Origin of the sequence: Hydrogenophaga sp. (genome assembly GCF_030158645.1) — a bacterium.
GTDB lineage: Bacteria > Pseudomonadota > Gammaproteobacteria > Burkholderiales > Burkholderiaceae_C > Hydrogenophaga.
Map to the genome: position 1 here is coordinate 1 of NZ_JAOASO010000088.1, position 18,186 is coordinate 18,186.

Here is an 18,186-nt window from a genome sequence, read left to right on the forward strand (position 1 = left end):
GTGTGGCCACCGTGACCATCGCCGATGTGTACCAGTCCAACGGCGTGATCCACGTCATCGACAAGGTGATGCTGCCGAAGTAAGCGGCTTCACAAAGCTGCGGGCGGTCTCCCTGCGGAGACCGCCCGTTTTGTTGAGAACGGCCAGCATTCGGTGGCACCGGCTTTCGAGGAAAACCGGTGCCCAGAAGGAGGCGCATGCGAGCCAGTCTTTCGGATGACCGTGGCTTTCCCGAGGTCGCTCAGCGCACCGTGGCCTGCGAGGTCGCGAGGTGTCGACGCAGGGATACCCCCCACCACAGAGCCAGCGCGATCGACAGGGCGACGAGTCCTTGCCCTGCCTGCAACTGGCTTTCGAGCGAATACGCGTTGCAAAGCCGCCGGTCGGTACTGGCCAGGAAGAAACCCAGCCAGGCCATCATCGGCAGGCCATAGCCGACGAAGAACAGTTGCACCGCCAGATTCGACTGCACCCAGCCCTGGCGCAGCGCTGCGCCCGCCAGCCACAACGTGACCAGCTTGGCCGCATCGGCTCCGGGCAGCACCACCGCCCGATCGATCATGGCGGGCACCATCCAGTAAGCCGTGATGCATTGCGCCAGCATGAACCCGGTCAGTCCAAACCGGTTCCAGCGTGTCAGGCGGTCCCCCACCACCGTCGACCACGCCGCGCCTGCGGCCACCAACAGCGGCATCTGCACCAGCATGTGCCAGACCATGCTCTGCTCGATGAGCACGCGCAGCGGCGGCAGCGACAGGGCGGTCGCCCCCATGGTGAGCACCAGCGCCAGGGTCTTCACGGTGCAGATGCGTTGGCCAGTTCCCTGGCCAGCGCCATGGCCCGTGGCCCGTCTTCCAGACCCAGAATGCGCACGAGCTGGCCGTCAGCGGTGACGATGTGAAGCGCTGCGTTGTGCTCGAACTCACCCAACGGCGCGGGTACCACCATGATCCCGAAGGTGTCGAGCAGCCGGCGCCGGTCTTCCGGGTTGACCAGACTCACGGCCTGCCAAACGCCGGGCTGCATGCGCATGCGTTTTTCATAGTCCGCCAGCGCGGGCGGACGGTCCTGCTCGGGGTCGAAGCTGATCGACAGCAGCCCCACTTGGTTCTGCAGGCCTTGCGCTGCCAACTGCGCCTGCAACTGCTGGAACACCGTGCCCAGCGACAGGCAAACCGTTGCACAGCGCGTGTAGACGAAGTCGACGATCCAGACCCGATCGCCCTGGGCCAGCCATTCGCGGAGCGAACCCGTGCGCCCCAGAGCGTCGACCACCGCGAAATCCGGCACCGGCACGGCCGCGCGCGCCACCTCGCTGCGCCGTTGTGTTTCGGTGGTGTAGGCCGTTCCGCCCCCGGTGGCATCAAACAGGGCCCACAGCCCGGCCGCCAGCACCAGCAGGCTGGCTGCAAAGGTGTGAAGCAGCCCGTCAGCGGACAGGTTTGCCGGCAAGGGAGTACCCGCCGCCGCCACCGTCAAGGCGCCAAGGCCGTGAGAGCAGCGCCACCAGCATAGGGGCCCGATTGAGCCTTGGTGGCCTCGCGCTGCGCCGCGACCGTCGCGGCCGTGATGGGGGGCGCTTGGTTGCCCCACTCGCTGCGGATGTGGGTCAGCACCGCCGCGATCTCTTCATCGGGCAGGGTGCCGAACGCGGGCATGGCCCCGTTGTAGGTGGTGCCCTTGACCACCAGTTCGCCGTTGACGCCGTGCAGCAAGATGCTGGTGAGCACCTTTTCGTCGCCCAACACCCACTCGGCACCGGCCAGTGGTGGAAACACGCCCGCCACGCCCATGCCGGACGCCTGATGGCAGGCGACGCACTTGGCGCCGTAGATCTGCTTGCCGTCCACCGCTGCAGCGCCCGCGCGGACCACGGCTGGCCTCAGCGTGCTGACCGTGCGCTGGTCGCCATAGGCCGACGCTTCGCCCGAGGGGGTGCTGACGATGTAGAAGGCACCCCACATGCCCATCGCCCCCAAGAACATCGTGAAGAACCAGGGCAGGGGCCGGACCTTTTCGTCGGGATCGGCGTTCTCGCGCCGCATGGCCGCGTGCTCGCTGCCGTGGATGTTTTCGCCAGCGCGGTCGTGGTCGGACCCGGATCGGGGTTTGTCGGCGGCCATCAGCGTGGCGCCTTTCGGTCGACGGCCAGGTCGTCTTCGGCGGTCAGGGCCGGGTAGGTACGGTCCAGTGCGATCAGGTAGTCCACCAGCGCCAGCACTTCGGGCTTGGCCACCACCACCTGGCCCGGCTTGGCGTGCGACGGCGGCAGGTTGACCACCACCTCGCCCGCTCTGGCCTCCCCTTCGCGCACCTCGAACAGGTAAGGGTAGGGCGGCATGATCGAGCCCGGTGTGTAGGCGCGCGGTGCGTACAGGTGGCCCAGGTGCCAGTCGCGGCTGGGTTGGCGGGCACCGATGTTGAGCAGGTCGGGGCCGGTGCGCATGGTGCCCAGCAGATGCGGGGTGTCGTACGCGTAATCCGCCGCCACCGATGCACGGCCCCAACCACGCAGGGCGTCGGGTGCCTGCGCGATGTCCCGAGGCTGTTGCGAATGGCAGTACACGCAGCCGTTGGCGATGTAGCTTTGCCGGCCGATCAGCTGCGTGTCGGTGTAGGGGGCGAGCTTGGCCGGTGGCTTGGTGTCCTTCAACAACAGGTACGGCATCACCACCAACAACGCAGTGGCCACCGACAGGATGACCATGGTCCCCACGACGAGCCGCAGCTCGTCCATTTCATATTTGCCCACACCCATGCTCATGCTGTCGCTCCCCGAGCCGTCGCCGGCTGTGCCATCGTGGACGCCGGACCGGGAGACGCCAGCAGCGCGGCCCCCAGACGTCGAGGCCCAAATTTCCAGCCCATCATGAAGAAGTGCAGCGCGAAGACCAGATGACCCAGCGTCATCAATGCGCCGCCCACCGAGCGGGCTTGCAGGTAGGGGATGGTGAGCGTCACGCTGTCCATGAATGGGATGTCCTTGTCGAGCATCGCCAAGCCCTGGTACCAGCCGCCAAACGACAGGCCGATGAAGTACACCGCGAACCCGCCGACCACCAGCCAGAAGTGGACTGAAATCATCCAGGGATAGGGCCATTCCCACTTCATCACGCGCGGCATGATGAAGTAGATCGCGCCGAACATGACCATGGAGAAGAACCCGTACAGACCCAGGTGCGCATGGGCCACGGTGTAGTGGGTGAAGTGCGTCACGGTGTTGACCGAGCGCAGCGCCTGCAACGAACCCTGCACCGACGCGGCGGTGTAGAGCATGGCGCCCAGCACGATGAAGCGCAGTGTGGGCGAGTACAGCAGAGCGCGGAAGTTGCCGAGCACGGTCAGGTGCTGGTTGATCGCCACGGCCAGCACCGGCACGATCATCATCATGCTTTGCACGATGCTGATGGTGATGAGCCACGACGGCACCGGCCCACCGATGAGGTGGTGTCCGCCCACCTGGCTGTAGAAGAAGGCCAGCGACCAAAATCCCAGCAGCGACAGGTTGTAACTGTGAATCGGTTTGCCCAGCACCTTGGGAATGAAGTAGTAGGCAGCCGCAAGTCCGAGCGGTGTGAACCACAGGCCCAGTGCGTTGTGGCCGTACCACCAGTTCATGGTGGCCTGTTGCACGCCGAAGTGCAAATCGGGCCAGTTGCCAATCAGGAAGAGCACCGGGAACCAGAGCAGACCTGCCGCGATGTACCAGACCGACACATACAGGTGGTCAACCTTGCGCCGCAGCAGCGTCAGCCACATGGGGAAACCCACCAGCGCTCCACCGATCACCAGCAGGATGTCGATCTTCCATGGGTACTCGAGCCACTCCAGGCCATCGGAGTAACCCAGCGCGATGGCCACGGTGCCTGCGATCACGCCGATGGTCCACAGGGCGCCACCGATGAGGGCGTATTTGGAGCCCACCAGCTCCGTCTTCAGCAGCCGCGGGATCAGCCACAGCGCCACACCGATGCCCGCCATCGAGCACCAGCCGTAGGCCACCAGGTTCAAATGGATCGGCCGGATGCGACCGAAGGTGAGCCAAGCCTGATCGACCAGCCAGTCGGGAGAATGCATCTTGATCGATGCCACCAAGCCCGCCACAGAGGCCAGCACCAGCCACATCACCGCCATCGTGAGGCACACGCCCACCACCAGCGAGCTGCTTTGGTCGGCGCGCAGCCGGGTCTCGACCTCTTGTGCGTCGCGCTGTGTGTCCATTTGCGATGGATCCATGGCTTGCTGAAGGCTGCCGCGTTGGCTCAGCGTGGCAGCCGGATCTTCAACCTTGCCGACTTCATCGGCATCGAAAATCTGCACCGACGCAGCGCCACCGCTGCCAAACAGCCCTTTGGCCATCGACGCAATGAATACAAACAGCGCCAACACCGAGAGGATGAAGGTGCCCAACAAAACGCCGACGGTCAAATCCATGGGAGTGGGGAATGGAAACTGGAACCGGTTTATCGCATCTTCCATCCGGAACTGTGCCTCTGGGGGTTTTCAGGGAATCCCCACGCCGCGCCCTGTGCATCGCAAAGCACACAATCCATGAGGCGGCAGCCCGACACCCTTTCACATGAGACCTCGACGATGCGATTTTTGAGCCTTTTCACACCCGCCCGTTCGATGGCCGCGCGCGCGGCCATTGCGCTCATGCCTGCCATCTTGGCCACCACGCACATGACAGCCCAAGCCATCGAAGAACCTGATCACCAAGTGTTGCGGCAAATCGAGGGCGTTGAGCTGCGCCAGTACGCCGCCTACACCGTGGCCGAAGTGGTGGTTCCCGGTCCCGCCGCCGACGCTGGCGGGCAGGCGTTCCCGATCCTCGCCGGGTACATCTTCGGCAAGAACAAGGGCGAGCGAAAACTGGAGATGACGGCGCCCGTCACGCAGACCGCCGTCCCCGTGAAACTGGACATGACCGCCCCCGTGACCCAGACAGCAACGCCGGGCGGTTTCCTGGTGCAGTTCGTTCTGCCAAGGGGCGTGACACTGGCCACTGCACCCGAGCCGCTGGACACCCGCGTTCGGCTTCGGGAGGTGCCGCCGGCGGTGGTGGCCGTCATCCGCTATTCAGGATTTTGGTCGACCAGTAACGACGACGAGCATCTTTCGAAGCTGCAGTCGACGCTGAAGGCCGCCGACATCGCTTGGACAGGCGAGCCCGTGGTGTCCCGCTACAACGCGCCGTTCATTCCCTGGTTCATGCGGCGCAACGAGATCTGGTTGCGCGTGGCCGACTCCCGCTGAGGAGCATCCGGACACACACTGCAAAGTGTGTTGTTGTTCCCGAGCGTTCCGTCGTGTGTGGCATTCGAAGGGCCACATGCCCATCTGCTGCACGCCTGCTGGGAGCCCCCAGCCGTTGGCCAGGTTGAAAACTTCCCAGTCGCTGACCGGGCATGCGTTCATCCAGAGCAGCGCACGAGGTACCGGCTGAAAACAACGTGGTACCGACCCACCTGATCGCCAGGCAGAGGCACCGGATCGAGGTTGGAGAAACGTCCCAACTCGCGCCAGTTGGGCACGAAGGTGTAGGCCGATTTGCCAGACCAGGTCAGCGCCGGCAGGGGATCGGCGATCGGGTTCACCGCTTCACGCTCGTTGTCACCCACGTCCAGCACCCGGATGCGCCAGACGCTGTCGTTTGCTGCGCGAGTGCCCTCGGGCAACACGCCCAGACCACCCCAGGTGCCGTCGCTCATCGTCGCGCAAGCCACCCGCACCACCCGCCCGGCCAAGACCACCTCCCGATCGATTCCGGCGCGCTGCAGCGCGGCCCGCACACGAATCGCATGGGAATGGGTGGCTTGAAGATCGGTGGGCGTGACGGTTGCCTGAACCGCCACCGTGGCGAGACTGTTCGCAGGAGGTGCGGACGCGCAAGCGCCCAGCAGGCCGACAGACAAGACGCTGAGCATCAGCGGAGGGTTGAAGAAGGCTGGCATTCGTGTCTCCTGCAATCTGCCGCATCGAACCATTCAGCGAATCATTGCAGATCGGCCAAGGCATGGGCCATCGCCTCCACGTGGCCTCAGCTGGAGCGCTGCAGAACCAGGATTCGGGTCATCATTTTCTTCTCGAAGGTTGAACAGAGACACGGTCCGTCTGGGGAGCCACCCACGCGGTGAATTGGCGGTGTTCTGTGAACAGTCACGTCATGCGTTGCTGCTATTTCCAAAGCGCTGCGCTGCCTACGCTCGATGCCTCGATCACACAAGGAGCGCATCTTGCAAACACTCACATGGACGCTGGTGATGGGCACCGGTGTTCTGCTCGGACTGGGCAACCCGCTGGCGCGGATGGCCAGCGCCGACGGCCTTCACGTGGTTGCCTTCACCCTGTGGCCGACCGCCGTGGCCGGGTTGATCCTGGCAAGCATCGGTCTGGCGCGCCACGGTGCGGACGGCGTTGGTCAACGGCTGGCACGCTTCGGTCTGGTGGCGGGCGCATTCGGTCACGCCCTCCCCATGCTCGCCGCCCATGGGCTGGCGGCCCATGCAGGTGCCGGCTTTGCTTCGCTGTCGTTCACCCTGACGCCTGTGCTGACCTTGGCGATCATGGCCTTGCTCGGGCGCGAGAAGCTGCGCCCCGTGCGCCTGGCCGCCGTGGGGCTGGGCATGGCGGGCGGGCTGTTGCTCGTGGGAGGGCAGGTCTGGTCGCTGCAGCTGGACGCCACCTTCATCGCCGTGGCCCTGCTGATGCCCACTTCGATCGCTGCCACCAATGTCTACCGTGGCCTGCACATGCCGCGCGACCTGCCGGACGCCTGGTTGTCGGCCGCCACGTTGGTGGGCTCCGCCCTGCTGCTGGCGGTGCTCGCGCCGATGGTTCAGGAGGGGACGATCCGCCTGACAGACCGGGACGGCGCGGTCTGGCTGCTCTTGCAGACCGTCGCGCTGGTGGCCGGCTATCTCTGCTACTTCGCCCTGCAACGGCGCGCCGAACCCGTGGCCTTCAGCCTCATCGGCTACGTGATGATGCTGGTGAGCGTGGGCATCGGCACCCGTTTCTTCGGCGAAACCGTGGCCTGGACCTTGTGGCCTGCCATCCTGTTGATCGGCAGCGCGCTTTGGATGATCAACCGGTTCCCTGCGGAGGTCGCCCCATGACCTCGCTCGAACAACGACCCGTGCTCTGGCCCGGCGAACGGCGCGGTCGCTTCTCCACCAGCTGGCTGGACGCGCGCCTGACCTTGAACTTCGGTCCTTGGCGTCTGGCGGGGCGCGAGCGATTCGGTCCGCTGCGGGTGCTCAACGACGACCGCGTGTTGCCGCTCTCGGGCTTCGGCATGCACGAACACCAGAACCTCGAGATCCTCATGGTGCCGCTGACGGCACCCATCGAGCACCGGGACTCCGAAGGCCGCCATCAATGGGTTCGCCCCGGGCAAATCCAGTGGATGCGCGCTGGCAGCGGGATGGCCCACAGCCAGATGAACGCGTCGACCGAGCAAACCGATCGCCATCTGCAACTGTGGGTGGAACCCACGCGGCGCGGCCTCGCACCGGCAGTTCAGGTGCACAACATCGGGCTGCCCCAGCCAGGGCACTGGGTGGCGCTGTGTGGAGAGGAAGCCGGTCTGTTCCAGCCCGACGCCGATGTCCGGATTGGGATGGGCTGTGCCAGGCCGGGCAGGGTGCTCACGCTCAAGTCTGCCGGCGCCCGGCTGCTGCAGGTGGTGGAGGGCTCGGTGCAGGTGTCGGGGGTTTCGGGTGAATGCACCACCCTGAGCGAGGGCGATGCCCTGGCGTTCCACCACCACGCAGACCCGTTGCTCCTGAAGGCGTCCTCACACGCCATGCTCTTGTGTGTCGACCTGCCTGCGCCCGCGCTGTGACGGGTCGGCAGGTGGCGGGGTCGGGCGCTCAAGCGTCCGCGTTCGGCAACCGGTCCTTGAGGAACTCGACCAGCGCGCGCACGCGCGCAGGCAGGTGTTCGCGGCTGGGGTACACCGCAAACAGACGCCTGGGCTCGGTCCGGTGGTTCACCAGGGCCGGTACCAGCGAACCGTCGCGCAAGGCGTGGCGCACCATGACCCGCGGCACCAACCCAACACCCAGCCCGCGCTGCATGGCGTCGATCAGCAGCAGGCTGTTGTTGGCCCGGAAGCGCCCCTGCACGTCGACCGTGTGGCGACCATCTTCCCCATCGAATGTCCACTGCAAGGCATCCTGTCCCAGCAGGTAGGGCAGGCAATGCGAACCAGGGAGCTCACGCGGATGCGCCGGCAGCCCGTGTTCGCGCCAGAACGAGGGCGATGCGCACACCACGCGCTCGATCTCCATCAGCGGCACGGCCACCAGGCTGGAGTCGTCCAGTCGGGCCTTTCCGCGCAACGCAACATCGACGCCCTCGCGCACCAGATCGACCGTGTGGTCGTCCAGCCGCAGTTCCAGCTCCACATGCGGATGCTGCTGCTGGAAGACATGAAAGTGCTCGGCGAGGAAAGAAAGCCCGAGCGACACCGGACTTGAGACGACGATGCGCCCGCGAACACCCGCCGTCTCGTCCCGCAGTTCGCCCAGGGTCGCCTCGGTGTCGTCGATCACACGCCGGCAATGGGCGTAGAACCGGGCCCCCGCGCCGGTGAGCTGCATGGTGCGCGTGGTGCGCTCCAGCAGGCGGGTGTCGGTCCACTCTTCAAGAAACTGAACGTACTTGGTGATGACCGAGCGAGAAAGATCGAGATCGCGCGAAGCCGCGGCAAAGCTGCCCGTCTCCACTACCCGGCAGAAACATTGCATGGCGAGGTGTCTGTCCATGGGACTCTCCGGGTGGGGGCTGGGTTCAGCGGATGGGGATGGCCACGGGACGCATCGGCGCACCGTCCGAGCCACGCAGTTTCAGGGGCGCACCCAACCAGGCGAACTGGTACACCCGGTCGGCGGCCAGGCCTTCGAGGTTCACGTTCTGCATGATCGGCACGCCACGCTGTGACAGCATGGCGCTGTGCACGGGAATCCAGTTCTGGCTCTCCTGAGCAGGCCAGACGTCGGTGCTGATGTTGTCCACACCGATGACGATGGCGCCGCGATCGGCCAGAAAGTTGGCCGATTCACGGGTGAGACCAGGGGTGTTGTGCATGTACTTGTCGTTGTCCTTGAACCAGCGCATGCGACCGGTGCGAACCATGACCACGTCGCCGTCTTCCAGCACCACATTTTGCGCGCGCAGCGTGCCCTGGATGTCCTCGACCGTGATGCCGTAGGACTCGGGCAACACCTCCACGCCTTTGTAGCGCGCCACATCAACCAGCACGCCACGGGCAATGATGGGCGGAAACTTCTCGATCCCGGCCTTGCGCCAGCCACGGTCGCCGAGGTGGTCTTCGGTCTTGAAGCCGTTGTAGATCTGACCCTGCAGCCCGAAGTGCGAGAGCGCGTCGATGTGGGTGCCCGTGTGGGCGTACATCGAAAAGGCAGAGCCCGAGTAGGTCACATGGCTGTTCTTCTCTTTGCCCAGGCCGTTGGGGTCGTCGACGATCGTGCCTTGGGGTGTGTGCACGTTCCAGATCTGGAAGCGGGGCTGGCCCAGGAAGTAGTAGCTGGGCATGCCCACATAAAACTCAACGCTCAAGTCGTAGGTCTTGCCACTGCTGATGCGCCGCAGCACCTTGAACACCGAATCGGGTGTCACCTTGTTGAGCATGCCGATCTCGTCCTGGGGACCGAACGGACTGGTGCCTGCGCGTTCCGGCTCGTTGGCATGGGTGGGGCTGGTCGCCATCAAGGTGGCCAGAACAAGCGGGGAAAGACGGGAAATCAAGGAAATCTCCTGGGTGGTTGAACAAGCCCGTGATGGTGGACAACCCTCCCTCAGCCGCATAGGCGCTGGGTGGGAGTGCAGTGTTCTCGGAGCGTGAACAACAGGCAGCGCGTGCTGACATCATCTCGACTGCGCTGTACCCTACGGTCCCACTGCGCATCTCTTGAATCTCAACAGAAAGGCGTTGTGCAAGACATGTCTTCCAGATGGCCCCAGCCACTGCTTGTGCTTCTCACCAGTTTCTGGCTGGTTTCCTGCTCGCACTCGTTCCAGTTGAGGGCGCCGCTGGTGGCCACGCCCGGCGGCTTTTCCTACCGGTCGGATTGCCCGGGTGCTTGCGATCTTTCGAATCCTGAAGCGGAGGAAGCGCGGCTGCGCAACCTGGGCGCACAGCTGGCCCAAGCGCGCAGGTGTCCCGACGGGTACCTCATCGAGAAGAGGTCGGCTCACGGAGTCACGATCCACTCGCCGGCGACGATCGTGATCTACGAGGGTCGCTGCCGATAAGCCGGGGAGGAAACGACGGTCGAACTCACGCCGAAGCAGCTTTGGGGCGGTATCGCTGTCCATGCCGTGGACGGACCGCTGCGCTCGAATCACCAACGCTGGGTTCGCCGCTGAGCTCTCGCAAACTGGCTCTTCGAAAGCGCGTTCTGAGGATCGAAGCGTTCAGGCCCCGCCAGTGCCAGGATCCGCCGACTCAATCAGAAAAATCAGGCCGATCCTTGCGATCAAACCAACCCGTGGCGTTGGCGACCAGCCAGGTCGCCAACGCCCAGGCTGAGCCGACAGCCCAACCAGCCAGCACGTCGCTGGGCCAATGCACACCCAGTGCGATGCGGCTCACGCCCACCGCCAGCGTCACACCGATGGCCAACCCCAGCAGAACTGCGCGAGGTGCACGCAGCTCAAGCCTGAGAGTCAGCAACGCAGCAAGCGTCAAATACACCATCGCCGCCCCAAATGCATGACCGCTGGGGAAACTGGCGTTCGTCACGATGACCTCGTGAGGAACCAGGTCGGGGCGTGTGCGTTCGAAACCCAACTTCAGGGCCGCGTTGAACGAAGCGCCGGCCGAGGTGGAAACAAGGATGAAGAGCGCCAGACGCCGCTGGCGCATCGCCATGAGAACCGCGGCAACGCCACCGACCAGAAGACACAAAAGCCAAGGGCTACCCAACGCGGTCACTTCGCGGGCCAGTTGGAGGGCCGGGGCGCCGCCCAACAAATGTTCCGACTGACTGGGGACGCGCAAGGCAAGAAGCCACTGCCGATCGCGCAGCATGGTCTCGCCTTCCCGCATCTCGTCGACTGTCCAGACAAACGCGCCCGCAGCCAGCGACAGCAACAAGACGAGCAGCAGGGCGGTGGGTTCGATGAGATGGCGAAATCGACTGGGTTGCAATGTGGGTGCGCCGTTGGTTGGTGGGAGACGGTGCATTCTGGACCACTGAATCCAAGGGTCAAACCCTACCAAGACTGGGGCTCTTTGCATCCGAAGGAAGCTGTTTGGTTACGATCTTTTCCCGGGGTTCATCTCGGCGAGACGAATCCGCAGGGTCCGGATTGCCTACGGAAGGTCTTGTCAGCTGCAACACGTGCCCGAACAATGCCGACATGCGGAGCAGATGGATGCCCACCGAACCATTCCACCAGCATGCCGGGTAGGCCATGTCGACAAAACGATGATGATCCCGTTCCGCCTTGTTCACTTTCAAGCTTGCAGGAAAGTGGTGGTGCAAAGCCGAGGCTGTGAGCGAGGGTGAAACCGTCGCGATTGACGTCATCAGGTCCTGAAAGATCTGTAGGTCGTCCTCGGTGGGGATTGTGGGTGGATGGGCGAGAAACAGTTCGAGTTCCAGCAGCGCGTAGACCAGATCTGAGTGTCTCACGCCGCCCCACTTCAAACGCTCGAAATTGAGCACATTGAGGTCCTGTGTCTGGCGCGCACGATACAGCCCACAGACATGGCACTGTTCTTCGTCCGTTGAGACCCGATGGTCAGTGAGCCGCTGCGCGACCGAGAAACTCCCAAGCGCGGAGCGCCAGTCAAGCCGGCGAGTGGACAGACTCGCCAGTAACCCGTCTGCGACCTGTCGCTGGCTCAAACGCTGCACCTCCTGTCGCATCTGGACGATGATTTATTCGTGCGAGCGCCGGAGCGGGTCGACCATCAAGCCTTGTCGCTTGGCATGCGCGAACGCTTCTCCGCCAGGGGGCGGTGGATTTTGTTACCAGTCAGTTGCAGACCAGTCGGTGTCCAGCAGAGTCTTGAGCGCGAGCTTGTTCATGATTTGATGTTTCCATGCAGATGAACGGGTCAGGCCGCCAGGATTGCTGTCTGAGCACAAAGTCTCAGCACGTACCCGGAGCGGGATGCCACGAACTTGCTTCACATGGGATCAGCTCAGACGATCGGACGGTAACTAGGCCAATGACCGTGAGCACTCGGTTTTTAGCCAGTCAGCCAATTCAATCTCGGCTCCGACAAGCTCAGTCCGCCCCTGCCAGATCAACCCGTAGTGGCTTCCGTCGGTATCAAAGCCCAGCGGGCCGACGAGGCGCTTCTTCTCCAGATCGTCGCTAGCCAAGACCAGGGGACTCATTGCCACACCGAGACCAGCGCACGCAGCCTCGACGATCAGGAAGTGGTGGTCGAAGTACCGAATCTCTGTGGGGCGGGGAACTGCCGGGTGGGCTTCCAGCCACTGTGTCCACGCCTTTGCTCGTGTCTTCGAACCCAACGCGATGTATTCGCCGCGCTTGAACGAGGGCGTCAGTTTGGGACTCATGACAGGGCCAACCCTTTCCGTGAAGAGGTGCTGAACGCGCCATGAAGGGGGCATCGCGAAGTCGAGACGGCGTATCGCCAAATCGATGCGATCGCGATGGAACTCGACGTCTCCGCCACCGACTGAAAGATGAAGGGCAATGTGCGGATGAGCTCCTTGAAACGCTCCCAGCCGCGGGATCAACCAGCGCATCGCAACTGAGGGTTCGCAGGAGAGCACGAGGGTTCTCTGCTGGCCACTTGCGGCGCGAAGAGTCTCCACGGTCGCCGCCAACTCGCCGAAGAACCTGCCGAGCGTGAGGTTGAGCGTCTGACCGGCCGAGGTCAGGCGCAGGCCCCGACCGCTCTTCTCGAACAGCCGAAAGCCCAAGTCCTCCGAGAGCTTGGTGATGCGGCGGCTCACCGCACCATGGGTCAGCGCAAGGTGTTCTGCAGCCAAGCGAACGGAGCCCAGTCGCGCGGTCGCTTCAAACGCCCGCAGGTCATCCAGAGAGGGAATGTCAGCGCGATTCATTGGTGAGATTTTCTCACCGCTTTTGTACAGAAACAATCGCTTTTCATTCGCACGTCTCCTTTGGACAATTGACGCATGAACATAGATACCAACCACCGTGTGGCTATCGTTGCAGACGACCTGACCAGCGCGGCAGACGCAGCAGGCCCGTTCGTTGTGCGGGGTCTGACAGCGATCGTTGGCAGAGGCCGGCCACCGCGTCTGGCAGGTACCGTCGTCTCCGTTGACTGCGGTTCTCGATCGGCTGCGCGCGCAGAAGCTGCTGCGCGCGTCGCCGCTCTGACGGCCAGCCTGGCGGGCCGCGAAGTGCTCTACAAGACGGTGGATTCCACGCTGCGCGGTCACGTCACTGCCGAACTGGAAGCGTGCTTCAAAGCCAGCGGGCGCAGCCTGCTCGTTTTGGCGCCAGCCTTTCCCGCAGCAGGGCGCACGACCGTCGAAGGCATTCAGCTCGTCGACGGCATCCCTGTTGCTGAAAGTGTGTATGGCCGGGACCCTGTCCATCCCGCCCGCCACTCATCCCTCGCGGAACTCGTCCCGAATTGCATCCAGAACGTCTTCCTGCTCGACGCCGCCACGGAAGAAGAACTGGATGCCAAGATTGCTGCGCTGCCCGAGCCGGAGTCGATCCTTTGGGCGGGATCGCCCGGGATGGCCTTGGCGCTGGCCCGTCGTTTGACACCTTCAGAAACGCACAGGGCTTCGGTTCGCCATGACGCTGAGAACGTTCTCGTTGTGGTCGGCAGCGCCAATCCGCACAGCCACCGGCAGGCCAAGGCCATTGCACACAGCACTGGCGTCACGCTGGTGTGCGGACCTGTCGCGCGCGAGGACGATCCTGACGCTGTCCTGCGACGCATTGCTCTCGAGGCAGAAGAGTTGCTTCTGCGGAAGCGCTTTGACGCCCTGATCGTCAGTGGCGGAGACACGATGGACGCCATCCTTGATCGACTGGGTGTTCGAGAGTTCGAGGTCCACCATGAACTGGCTCCGGGCTTTCCACTGTGTCGCGCGATCTTGGACAGCGGCCGGCCACTGTGGCTGGCCATGAAGGCGGGGGGCTTCGGTGATGACGATGCCTTGCGCTGCGCCGTCGCCAAGCTTCAAAGGGTTGCTCCTTTGTCAGCAGGGGTATCGGCATGACGGCACGCCTTCCCATGGCCATCACGATGGGCGACGCTTCTGGTATCGGCCCCGAGATCGTGGCCAAGACGCTGGCCAGCGGCAAGGAACAAGCAGTCGTGTTTGGCAGCCCCTTGGTGATGGCAGACATCGTGAGCCGACTGGGGATCGATGCCACCGTCAGGCGTATAAGCTGCCCTGAAGTCATACAGCCTCAACCCGGTGTGATCGAAGTCATCGAGGTCACACGACTCGTCGAGTTACCACCCATTGGCCGGGTTTGTGCCGCTTCTGGACAGGCGTCCTACGACGCTGTCGTGGCGGCGATTGCATCAGCCCGGTCCAACAAAGTCGCCGGAATTGTGACCGCGCCGATCAACAAGGAAGCCATGGCCTGCGCCGGTGTTCGCTACCCTGGCCACACCGAGATACTGGCGGACCATGGTGGTGCCCAGCGCGTTGCGATGATGCTGGCCAACGACGACATACGGACGGTGCTCGTCACCACTCACATCTCGCTGCGCAAGGCCATCGAGCAAGCGGACTTTCAGGCCCAGATGAGTGCCATCCGACTTGCGCACTTGGGCTGCAAGGCTGTGGGCATCGCGGCGCCAAGGGTTGCAGTTTCAGGGATCAACCCGCATGCGGGAGAGGGCGGCCTCTTCGGGGAGGAAGAGATCAAGATCATCTCGCCTGCCATTCATGCAGCGCGCGCTGAGGGCATCGACGCGAGCGGCCCCTATCCAGGCGACACAGTCTTCATGCAGGCCCGAGCGGGACGCTTCGACGTCGTCGTGGCCCAGTACCACGATCAAGGCTTGATTCCAGTGAAATACCTCGGCCTTGAGAGGGGCGTGAACATCACGCTCGGATTGCCTTTTGTGCGAACCAGCCCGGATCACGGCACGGCGTTCGACATCGCTGGCCAGGGTATTGCCGACCCCGCCAGCCTGCAAACAGCGCTCGCTTATGCCAAACGGCTGGTGGCGGTCCAAGAGTCCAGCATTCATGAAAGGGTTTTTTGATGGGACTTCGATTCATCTTCATGCTCACGCGCAACGACCGGACCGTCGCCGATGCATCACAGCACTTGCAGACCGCTCTTGACCTGGGCGTTCGCCACATCGGATTCAAGGATATCGGGCTACCGATCGACCAGCTGAAGTCCCTGAACAGAGTCATCAAAGCTCATGGCGTGATGTCGTACCTCGAAGTCGTGTCACTTGATCGTGACAGCGAGATCGCGTCGGCCAGGGCGGCGGTCGACATCGGGGTCGACGTCCTCCTTGGAGGCACGCGTGTTGACGAGGTGTTGCCGGTCCTTCAAGGCACAGGCATCCAGTACTTTCCCTTCCCTGGGCGGATATCCGGGCACCCCAGCGTTCTTGAGGGCACGATTGCGGAGATCGTTCAGAGCGCCAAGGCCATCACCGCCCGCGATGGAGTTCACGGGCTGGACTTGCTGGCCTACCGTTCAAAGGAAGATGTGCCCGCGTTGATGAAGGCCGTCTGCGCGTCAGTGTGCAAGCCCGTGTTGGTCGCCGGTTCCATCGACACCCCCGGTCGGATTGGCGTGGTGAAAGATGCCGGCGCAGCCGGCTTCACAGTGGGTACCGCCGCGCTCGACGGCAACTATCCCGCCCCCGCCAAAGACCTTGCAACCCAGCTCGCGGCCATCATCCGGGACCTGGCGGCTTTCAACCAGCACATCTCGCCCATCCACAAGGAAAGTCTCTCGCATGCGTTCGGAAGGCTGTCTGATCCGTGTGCGCCCAGGATCGCAGGTCGAATCAACGACATGCAACTTGGGCTTGCCAGATTTGGAGGTGCATCGAGTTGGGTGTTTCGGCAACACAGCGACGAGTTGTACTGGGTGCACAAAGGTCGGCTCCTCATGAAGTTCAGGGATCGCGAGGAAATCATCGAGCCAGGCGAATTCATTGTTGTGCCGTACGGCGTTGAACACTGCCCGATCGCAATAGAACCTTGCGACGTGCTGACGATCGCTCCTGCGATCGGGTCCGTGCGGTCCACGCACCTCCCGCCCAGAGCCCACTTACATTCCGGCAGGTCTGACTTGGGGCCAGAGCGGCGAGCGATGGCTCTCAGCAGGCAAACTGATCACGAGGTCCGCCAGGGAGCTGACCGGCTCCAAGTGGGCCATGAGGAGGTAGGCTGACATGAACAGTTTTACGCCGCCCAAGCGTACGGTGTTGAGGCGAGCGGTCGCGCTGGTCGCCGTGGGCTTGTTGGGAGTGCTGGCACTGCTGCTGCAGCCGGTGCCCGAAGCTCTTCTGGCGCAGCGCCCTGAGCTGGCCGAGATGCCGACATGGATGCTGAAAGGCCTGACGCTGCTCAATCCCATGGTGTTGCTGATCGTTGCGGCGCTGCTTGGTGTGCTGGTAGCACACCGAGTCGGTTTGCGAAGCGTGCTGGCGGGCACAGCACAACCCAAAGAACGCGCCAACGGCTGGTGGCTGGCCGCAGGCGTCGGTCTTGCCACGGGTGCACTGCTCGCCTGCATGGATCTGGCGGTGGCACCGTGCTTGGGCGAACCATGGCAGCACTTTCTCTCACAGGCGTCGCGCCCAAACGCGAAAGCTTTGCTGCTGGGCGTGCTTTACGGCGGCATCACCGAGGAAATCGTGATGCGCTGGGGTTTGATGAGCGTATTGACGTGGAGTCTCTGGATTGTGAGCCGCAGGCAGCGCATAGGAGGCTGTTTTGTCGTGGCCGCTTTGGTCACAGCGCTGGTGTTCGGAGCAGCCCACCTCCCCGTGCTGCAGGCGCAGATGGACCTCAGCTTTGGCATCGCCTTGCGCACCCTGTGCCTGAACGGATTCGCTTCCCTGGTGTATGCATGGATTTTCTGGCGCTATCACCTGGAAGCGGCCATGCTCAGCCACGCTTGCTCACATCTGGCCATGGGGGCGGTCTGGGCGCTGATGTCGCTACGAAGCTGACGTTGGTCATCCCCGGCTGTTGCAAGACCTTCAACCACGCTCCGCAACCGACGCAAGACGGCTCCGGAGCGACACTCACAGCATCAATTCGACCCTCCGATGCTTCTTGATCCTTACCACGCCACGGCACGAAAGAGCAGCGCACCCTTTGCGCGCCAGGCGGCCGTTGCACCATGAGCGTTGTTGTCGCCACAACGCTGCTCGACGCCGTGTTCCCTGTTTAATCACAGCCAACGACGGAGACTTTGACATGACGCCCTCTAACCCCCCGCCACGCCGCTTCGCGATGATCCGCAGCTTTCATCTGGCCGACTTCATCACACTGGGCAATGCCGCCTGCGGCGTGTTGTCGGTGTTCCTGGCGATGATGTACATGGCCAGCGGGTCGCTCACGCACTTCCTGCTGTCGGCCGCCATGACACCGCTGGCCTTCGTCTTCGACGTCTTTGACGGCAAGGTGGCGCGCTGGCGCCACCAGCATTCGCCGCTGGGCCGCGAGCTCGATTCGCTGGCCGACATCATCTCCTTCGGCGTTGGCCCGGCAGCGCTGGGCTTTGCCGCGGGGCTGCAGAGCGGTTGGGACATCGTCATCCTGTGCTACTTCGTCTGCTGCGGCGTCAGCCGGCTGGCGCGCTTCAACGTCACGGCCGAACAACTGACCACCGATTCGGGCAAAGTGGCCTACTTTGAAGGCACGCCGATCCCCACCAGCGTGATCCTCACTGCGGTGCTGTCATGGGCCGCTTGGCAGGGTGCGCTGGGTGCGCAACTGTGGGGCGGCGTGTGGCAACTCGGGCCCTGGCAGTTGCATCCCATCAGCCTGCTGTTCGCGCTGTCGGGCACGGCCATGATCAGCAAGACCCTGCGCATTCCCAAGTTTTGAATCAAGCAGGCGATTCAAGACTTGATCATGTCCACGCCGTTGATGACTCGGCGGCGATGCGGCATACCTTCGGCCACTGCGGTAAGCCGGGTTCGAACGGCGGCAGGCCCTTAGAAACCCGTCGTTCCACCGCTTGGAG

Annotated in this window: 20 protein-coding genes; 9 read left to right on the forward strand and 11 right to left on the reverse strand. The window is 63.5% G+C overall.

Annotation, left to right across the window (positions count from 1 at the left end):
* Positions 1-83: fasciclin domain-containing protein (locus Q1W68_RS09030; RefSeq protein WP_300716321.1), on the forward strand; the 83-nt coding region annotated here is incomplete at its 5' end.
* Between the two features lie 158 nt (positions 84-241).
* On the opposite strand, the gene Q1W68_RS09035 is transcribed toward Q1W68_RS09030, so the two are convergent.
* Genes Q1W68_RS09035 through Q1W68_RS09055 form a run of 5 tightly spaced genes read right to left on the reverse strand, consistent with a single transcriptional unit; the run spans position 242 to position 4,236 of the window.
* Complete coding sequence (locus tag Q1W68_RS09035) at positions 242-799, reverse strand: hypothetical protein (protein ID WP_300648127.1); 558 nt, start codon at positions 797-799, stop codon at positions 242-244.
* A complete protein-coding gene (locus Q1W68_RS09040; protein WP_300716323.1) occupies positions 796-1,473 on the reverse strand; it encodes an SCO family protein in 678 nt (225 codons plus the stop codon). Before Q1W68_RS09040 ends, Q1W68_RS09035 begins: the two co-directional genes overlap by 4 nt.
* Positions 1,474-1,475: 2 nt before the next feature.
* Positions 1,476-2,123 (reverse strand): cytochrome c, encoded by a 648-nt coding sequence (locus tag Q1W68_RS09045; RefSeq protein ID WP_300648131.1) that lies wholly within the window; start codon positions 2,121-2,123, stop codon positions 1,476-1,478.
* Entirely contained in the window at positions 2,123-2,764 is a 642-nt protein-coding gene (locus Q1W68_RS09050; protein WP_300648133.1) for a cbb3-type cytochrome c oxidase subunit II, read from the reverse strand. The genes Q1W68_RS09045 and Q1W68_RS09050 overlap by 1 nt, the downstream gene beginning before the upstream one ends.
* On the reverse strand, positions 2,761-4,236 hold the full coding sequence (locus tag Q1W68_RS09055; protein ID WP_300648135.1) for a cbb3-type cytochrome c oxidase subunit I: 1,476 nt from the start codon (positions 4,234-4,236) through the stop codon (positions 2,761-2,763). The genes Q1W68_RS09050 and Q1W68_RS09055 overlap by 4 nt, the downstream gene beginning before the upstream one ends.
* A gap of 3 nt (positions 4,237-4,239) precedes the next feature.
* On the opposite strand from Q1W68_RS09055, the gene Q1W68_RS09060 reads away from it, so the two are divergent.
* Positions 4,240-5,256: a heme-binding protein gene (locus Q1W68_RS09060; RefSeq protein ID WP_300662321.1), complete on the forward strand. Its 1,017-nt coding sequence runs from the start codon at positions 4,240-4,242 to the stop codon at positions 5,254-5,256.
* Positions 5,257-5,414: 158 nt separating this feature from the next.
* On the opposite strand, the gene Q1W68_RS09065 is transcribed toward Q1W68_RS09060, so the two are convergent.
* On the reverse strand, positions 5,415-5,954 hold the full coding sequence (locus Q1W68_RS09065; RefSeq protein ID WP_300648139.1) for a hypothetical protein: 540 nt from the start codon (positions 5,952-5,954) through the stop codon (positions 5,415-5,417).
* A 282-nt stretch (positions 5,955-6,236) separates the two neighbouring features.
* Between Q1W68_RS09065 and Q1W68_RS09070 the strand changes: the two genes are divergently transcribed.
* Complete coding sequence (locus Q1W68_RS09070; RefSeq protein ID WP_300648141.1) at positions 6,237-7,118, forward strand: DMT family transporter; 882 nt, start codon at positions 6,237-6,239, stop codon at positions 7,116-7,118.
* Positions 7,115-7,846: a pirin family protein gene (locus tag Q1W68_RS09075; RefSeq protein WP_300648143.1), complete on the forward strand. Its 732-nt coding sequence runs from the start codon at positions 7,115-7,117 to the stop codon at positions 7,844-7,846. Before Q1W68_RS09070 ends, Q1W68_RS09075 begins: the two co-directional genes overlap by 4 nt.
* Before the next feature lie 28 nt (positions 7,847-7,874).
* Here the strand turns inward: Q1W68_RS09075 and Q1W68_RS09080 are convergent, their stop codons facing one another.
* The 5 genes from Q1W68_RS09080 to Q1W68_RS09100 form a co-directional block, all read right to left on the reverse strand.
* Positions 7,875-8,771, reverse strand: a complete 897-nt coding sequence (locus tag Q1W68_RS09080) for a LysR family transcriptional regulator (RefSeq protein WP_300648145.1) — start codon at positions 8,769-8,771, stop codon at positions 7,875-7,877.
* 25 nt (positions 8,772-8,796) lie between these two features.
* Positions 8,797-9,774, reverse strand: a complete 978-nt coding sequence (locus tag Q1W68_RS09085) for a cyclase family protein (protein WP_300648147.1) — start codon at positions 9,772-9,774, stop codon at positions 8,797-8,799.
* A 700-nt stretch (positions 9,775-10,474) separates the two neighbouring features.
* Positions 10,475-11,215 carry a phosphatase PAP2 family protein gene (locus Q1W68_RS09090; RefSeq protein WP_300716290.1) on the reverse strand — a complete coding sequence of 247 codons (741 nt, stop codon included), beginning with the start codon at positions 11,213-11,215 and terminating at the stop codon, positions 10,475-10,477.
* Between the two features lie 22 nt (positions 11,216-11,237).
* Complete coding sequence (locus tag Q1W68_RS09095) at positions 11,238-11,903, reverse strand: hypothetical protein (protein WP_300648151.1); 666 nt, start codon at positions 11,901-11,903, stop codon at positions 11,238-11,240.
* Between the two features lie 297 nt (positions 11,904-12,200).
* Positions 12,201-13,115, reverse strand: coding sequence for a LysR substrate-binding domain-containing protein (locus Q1W68_RS09100; protein ID WP_300648152.1), 915 nt, complete (start codon positions 13,113-13,115; stop codon positions 12,201-12,203).
* A gap of 39 nt (positions 13,116-13,154) precedes the next feature.
* Between Q1W68_RS09100 and Q1W68_RS09105 the strand changes: the two genes are divergently transcribed.
* The 5 genes from Q1W68_RS09105 to Q1W68_RS09125 all read left to right on the forward strand — a co-directional run bounded on the left by Q1W68_RS09105 (position 13,155) and on the right by Q1W68_RS09125 (position 18,047).
* Complete coding sequence (locus Q1W68_RS09105; protein ID WP_300648154.1) at positions 13,155-14,222, forward strand: four-carbon acid sugar kinase family protein; 1,068 nt, start codon at positions 13,155-13,157, stop codon at positions 14,220-14,222.
* Positions 14,219-15,226, forward strand: coding sequence for a 4-hydroxythreonine-4-phosphate dehydrogenase PdxA (gene pdxA, locus Q1W68_RS09110; RefSeq protein ID WP_300648156.1), 1,008 nt, complete (start codon positions 14,219-14,221; stop codon positions 15,224-15,226). The genes Q1W68_RS09105 and pdxA overlap by 4 nt, the downstream gene beginning before the upstream one ends.
* A gap of 20 nt (positions 15,227-15,246) precedes the next feature.
* Positions 15,247-16,380 carry a cupin domain-containing protein gene (locus tag Q1W68_RS09115; RefSeq protein ID WP_300662327.1) on the forward strand — a complete coding sequence of 378 codons (1,134 nt, stop codon included), beginning with the start codon at positions 15,247-15,249 and terminating at the stop codon, positions 16,378-16,380.
* 1 nt (position 16,381) lies between these two features.
* Positions 16,382-17,164, forward strand: coding sequence for a CPBP family intramembrane glutamic endopeptidase (locus Q1W68_RS09120; protein WP_300648160.1), 783 nt, complete (start codon positions 16,382-16,384; stop codon positions 17,162-17,164).
* Between the two features lie 250 nt (positions 17,165-17,414).
* Complete coding sequence (locus tag Q1W68_RS09125; protein WP_300716295.1) at positions 17,415-18,047, forward strand: CDP-alcohol phosphatidyltransferase family protein; 633 nt, start codon at positions 17,415-17,417, stop codon at positions 18,045-18,047.
* Positions 18,048-18,186 lie beyond the last annotated feature (139 nt).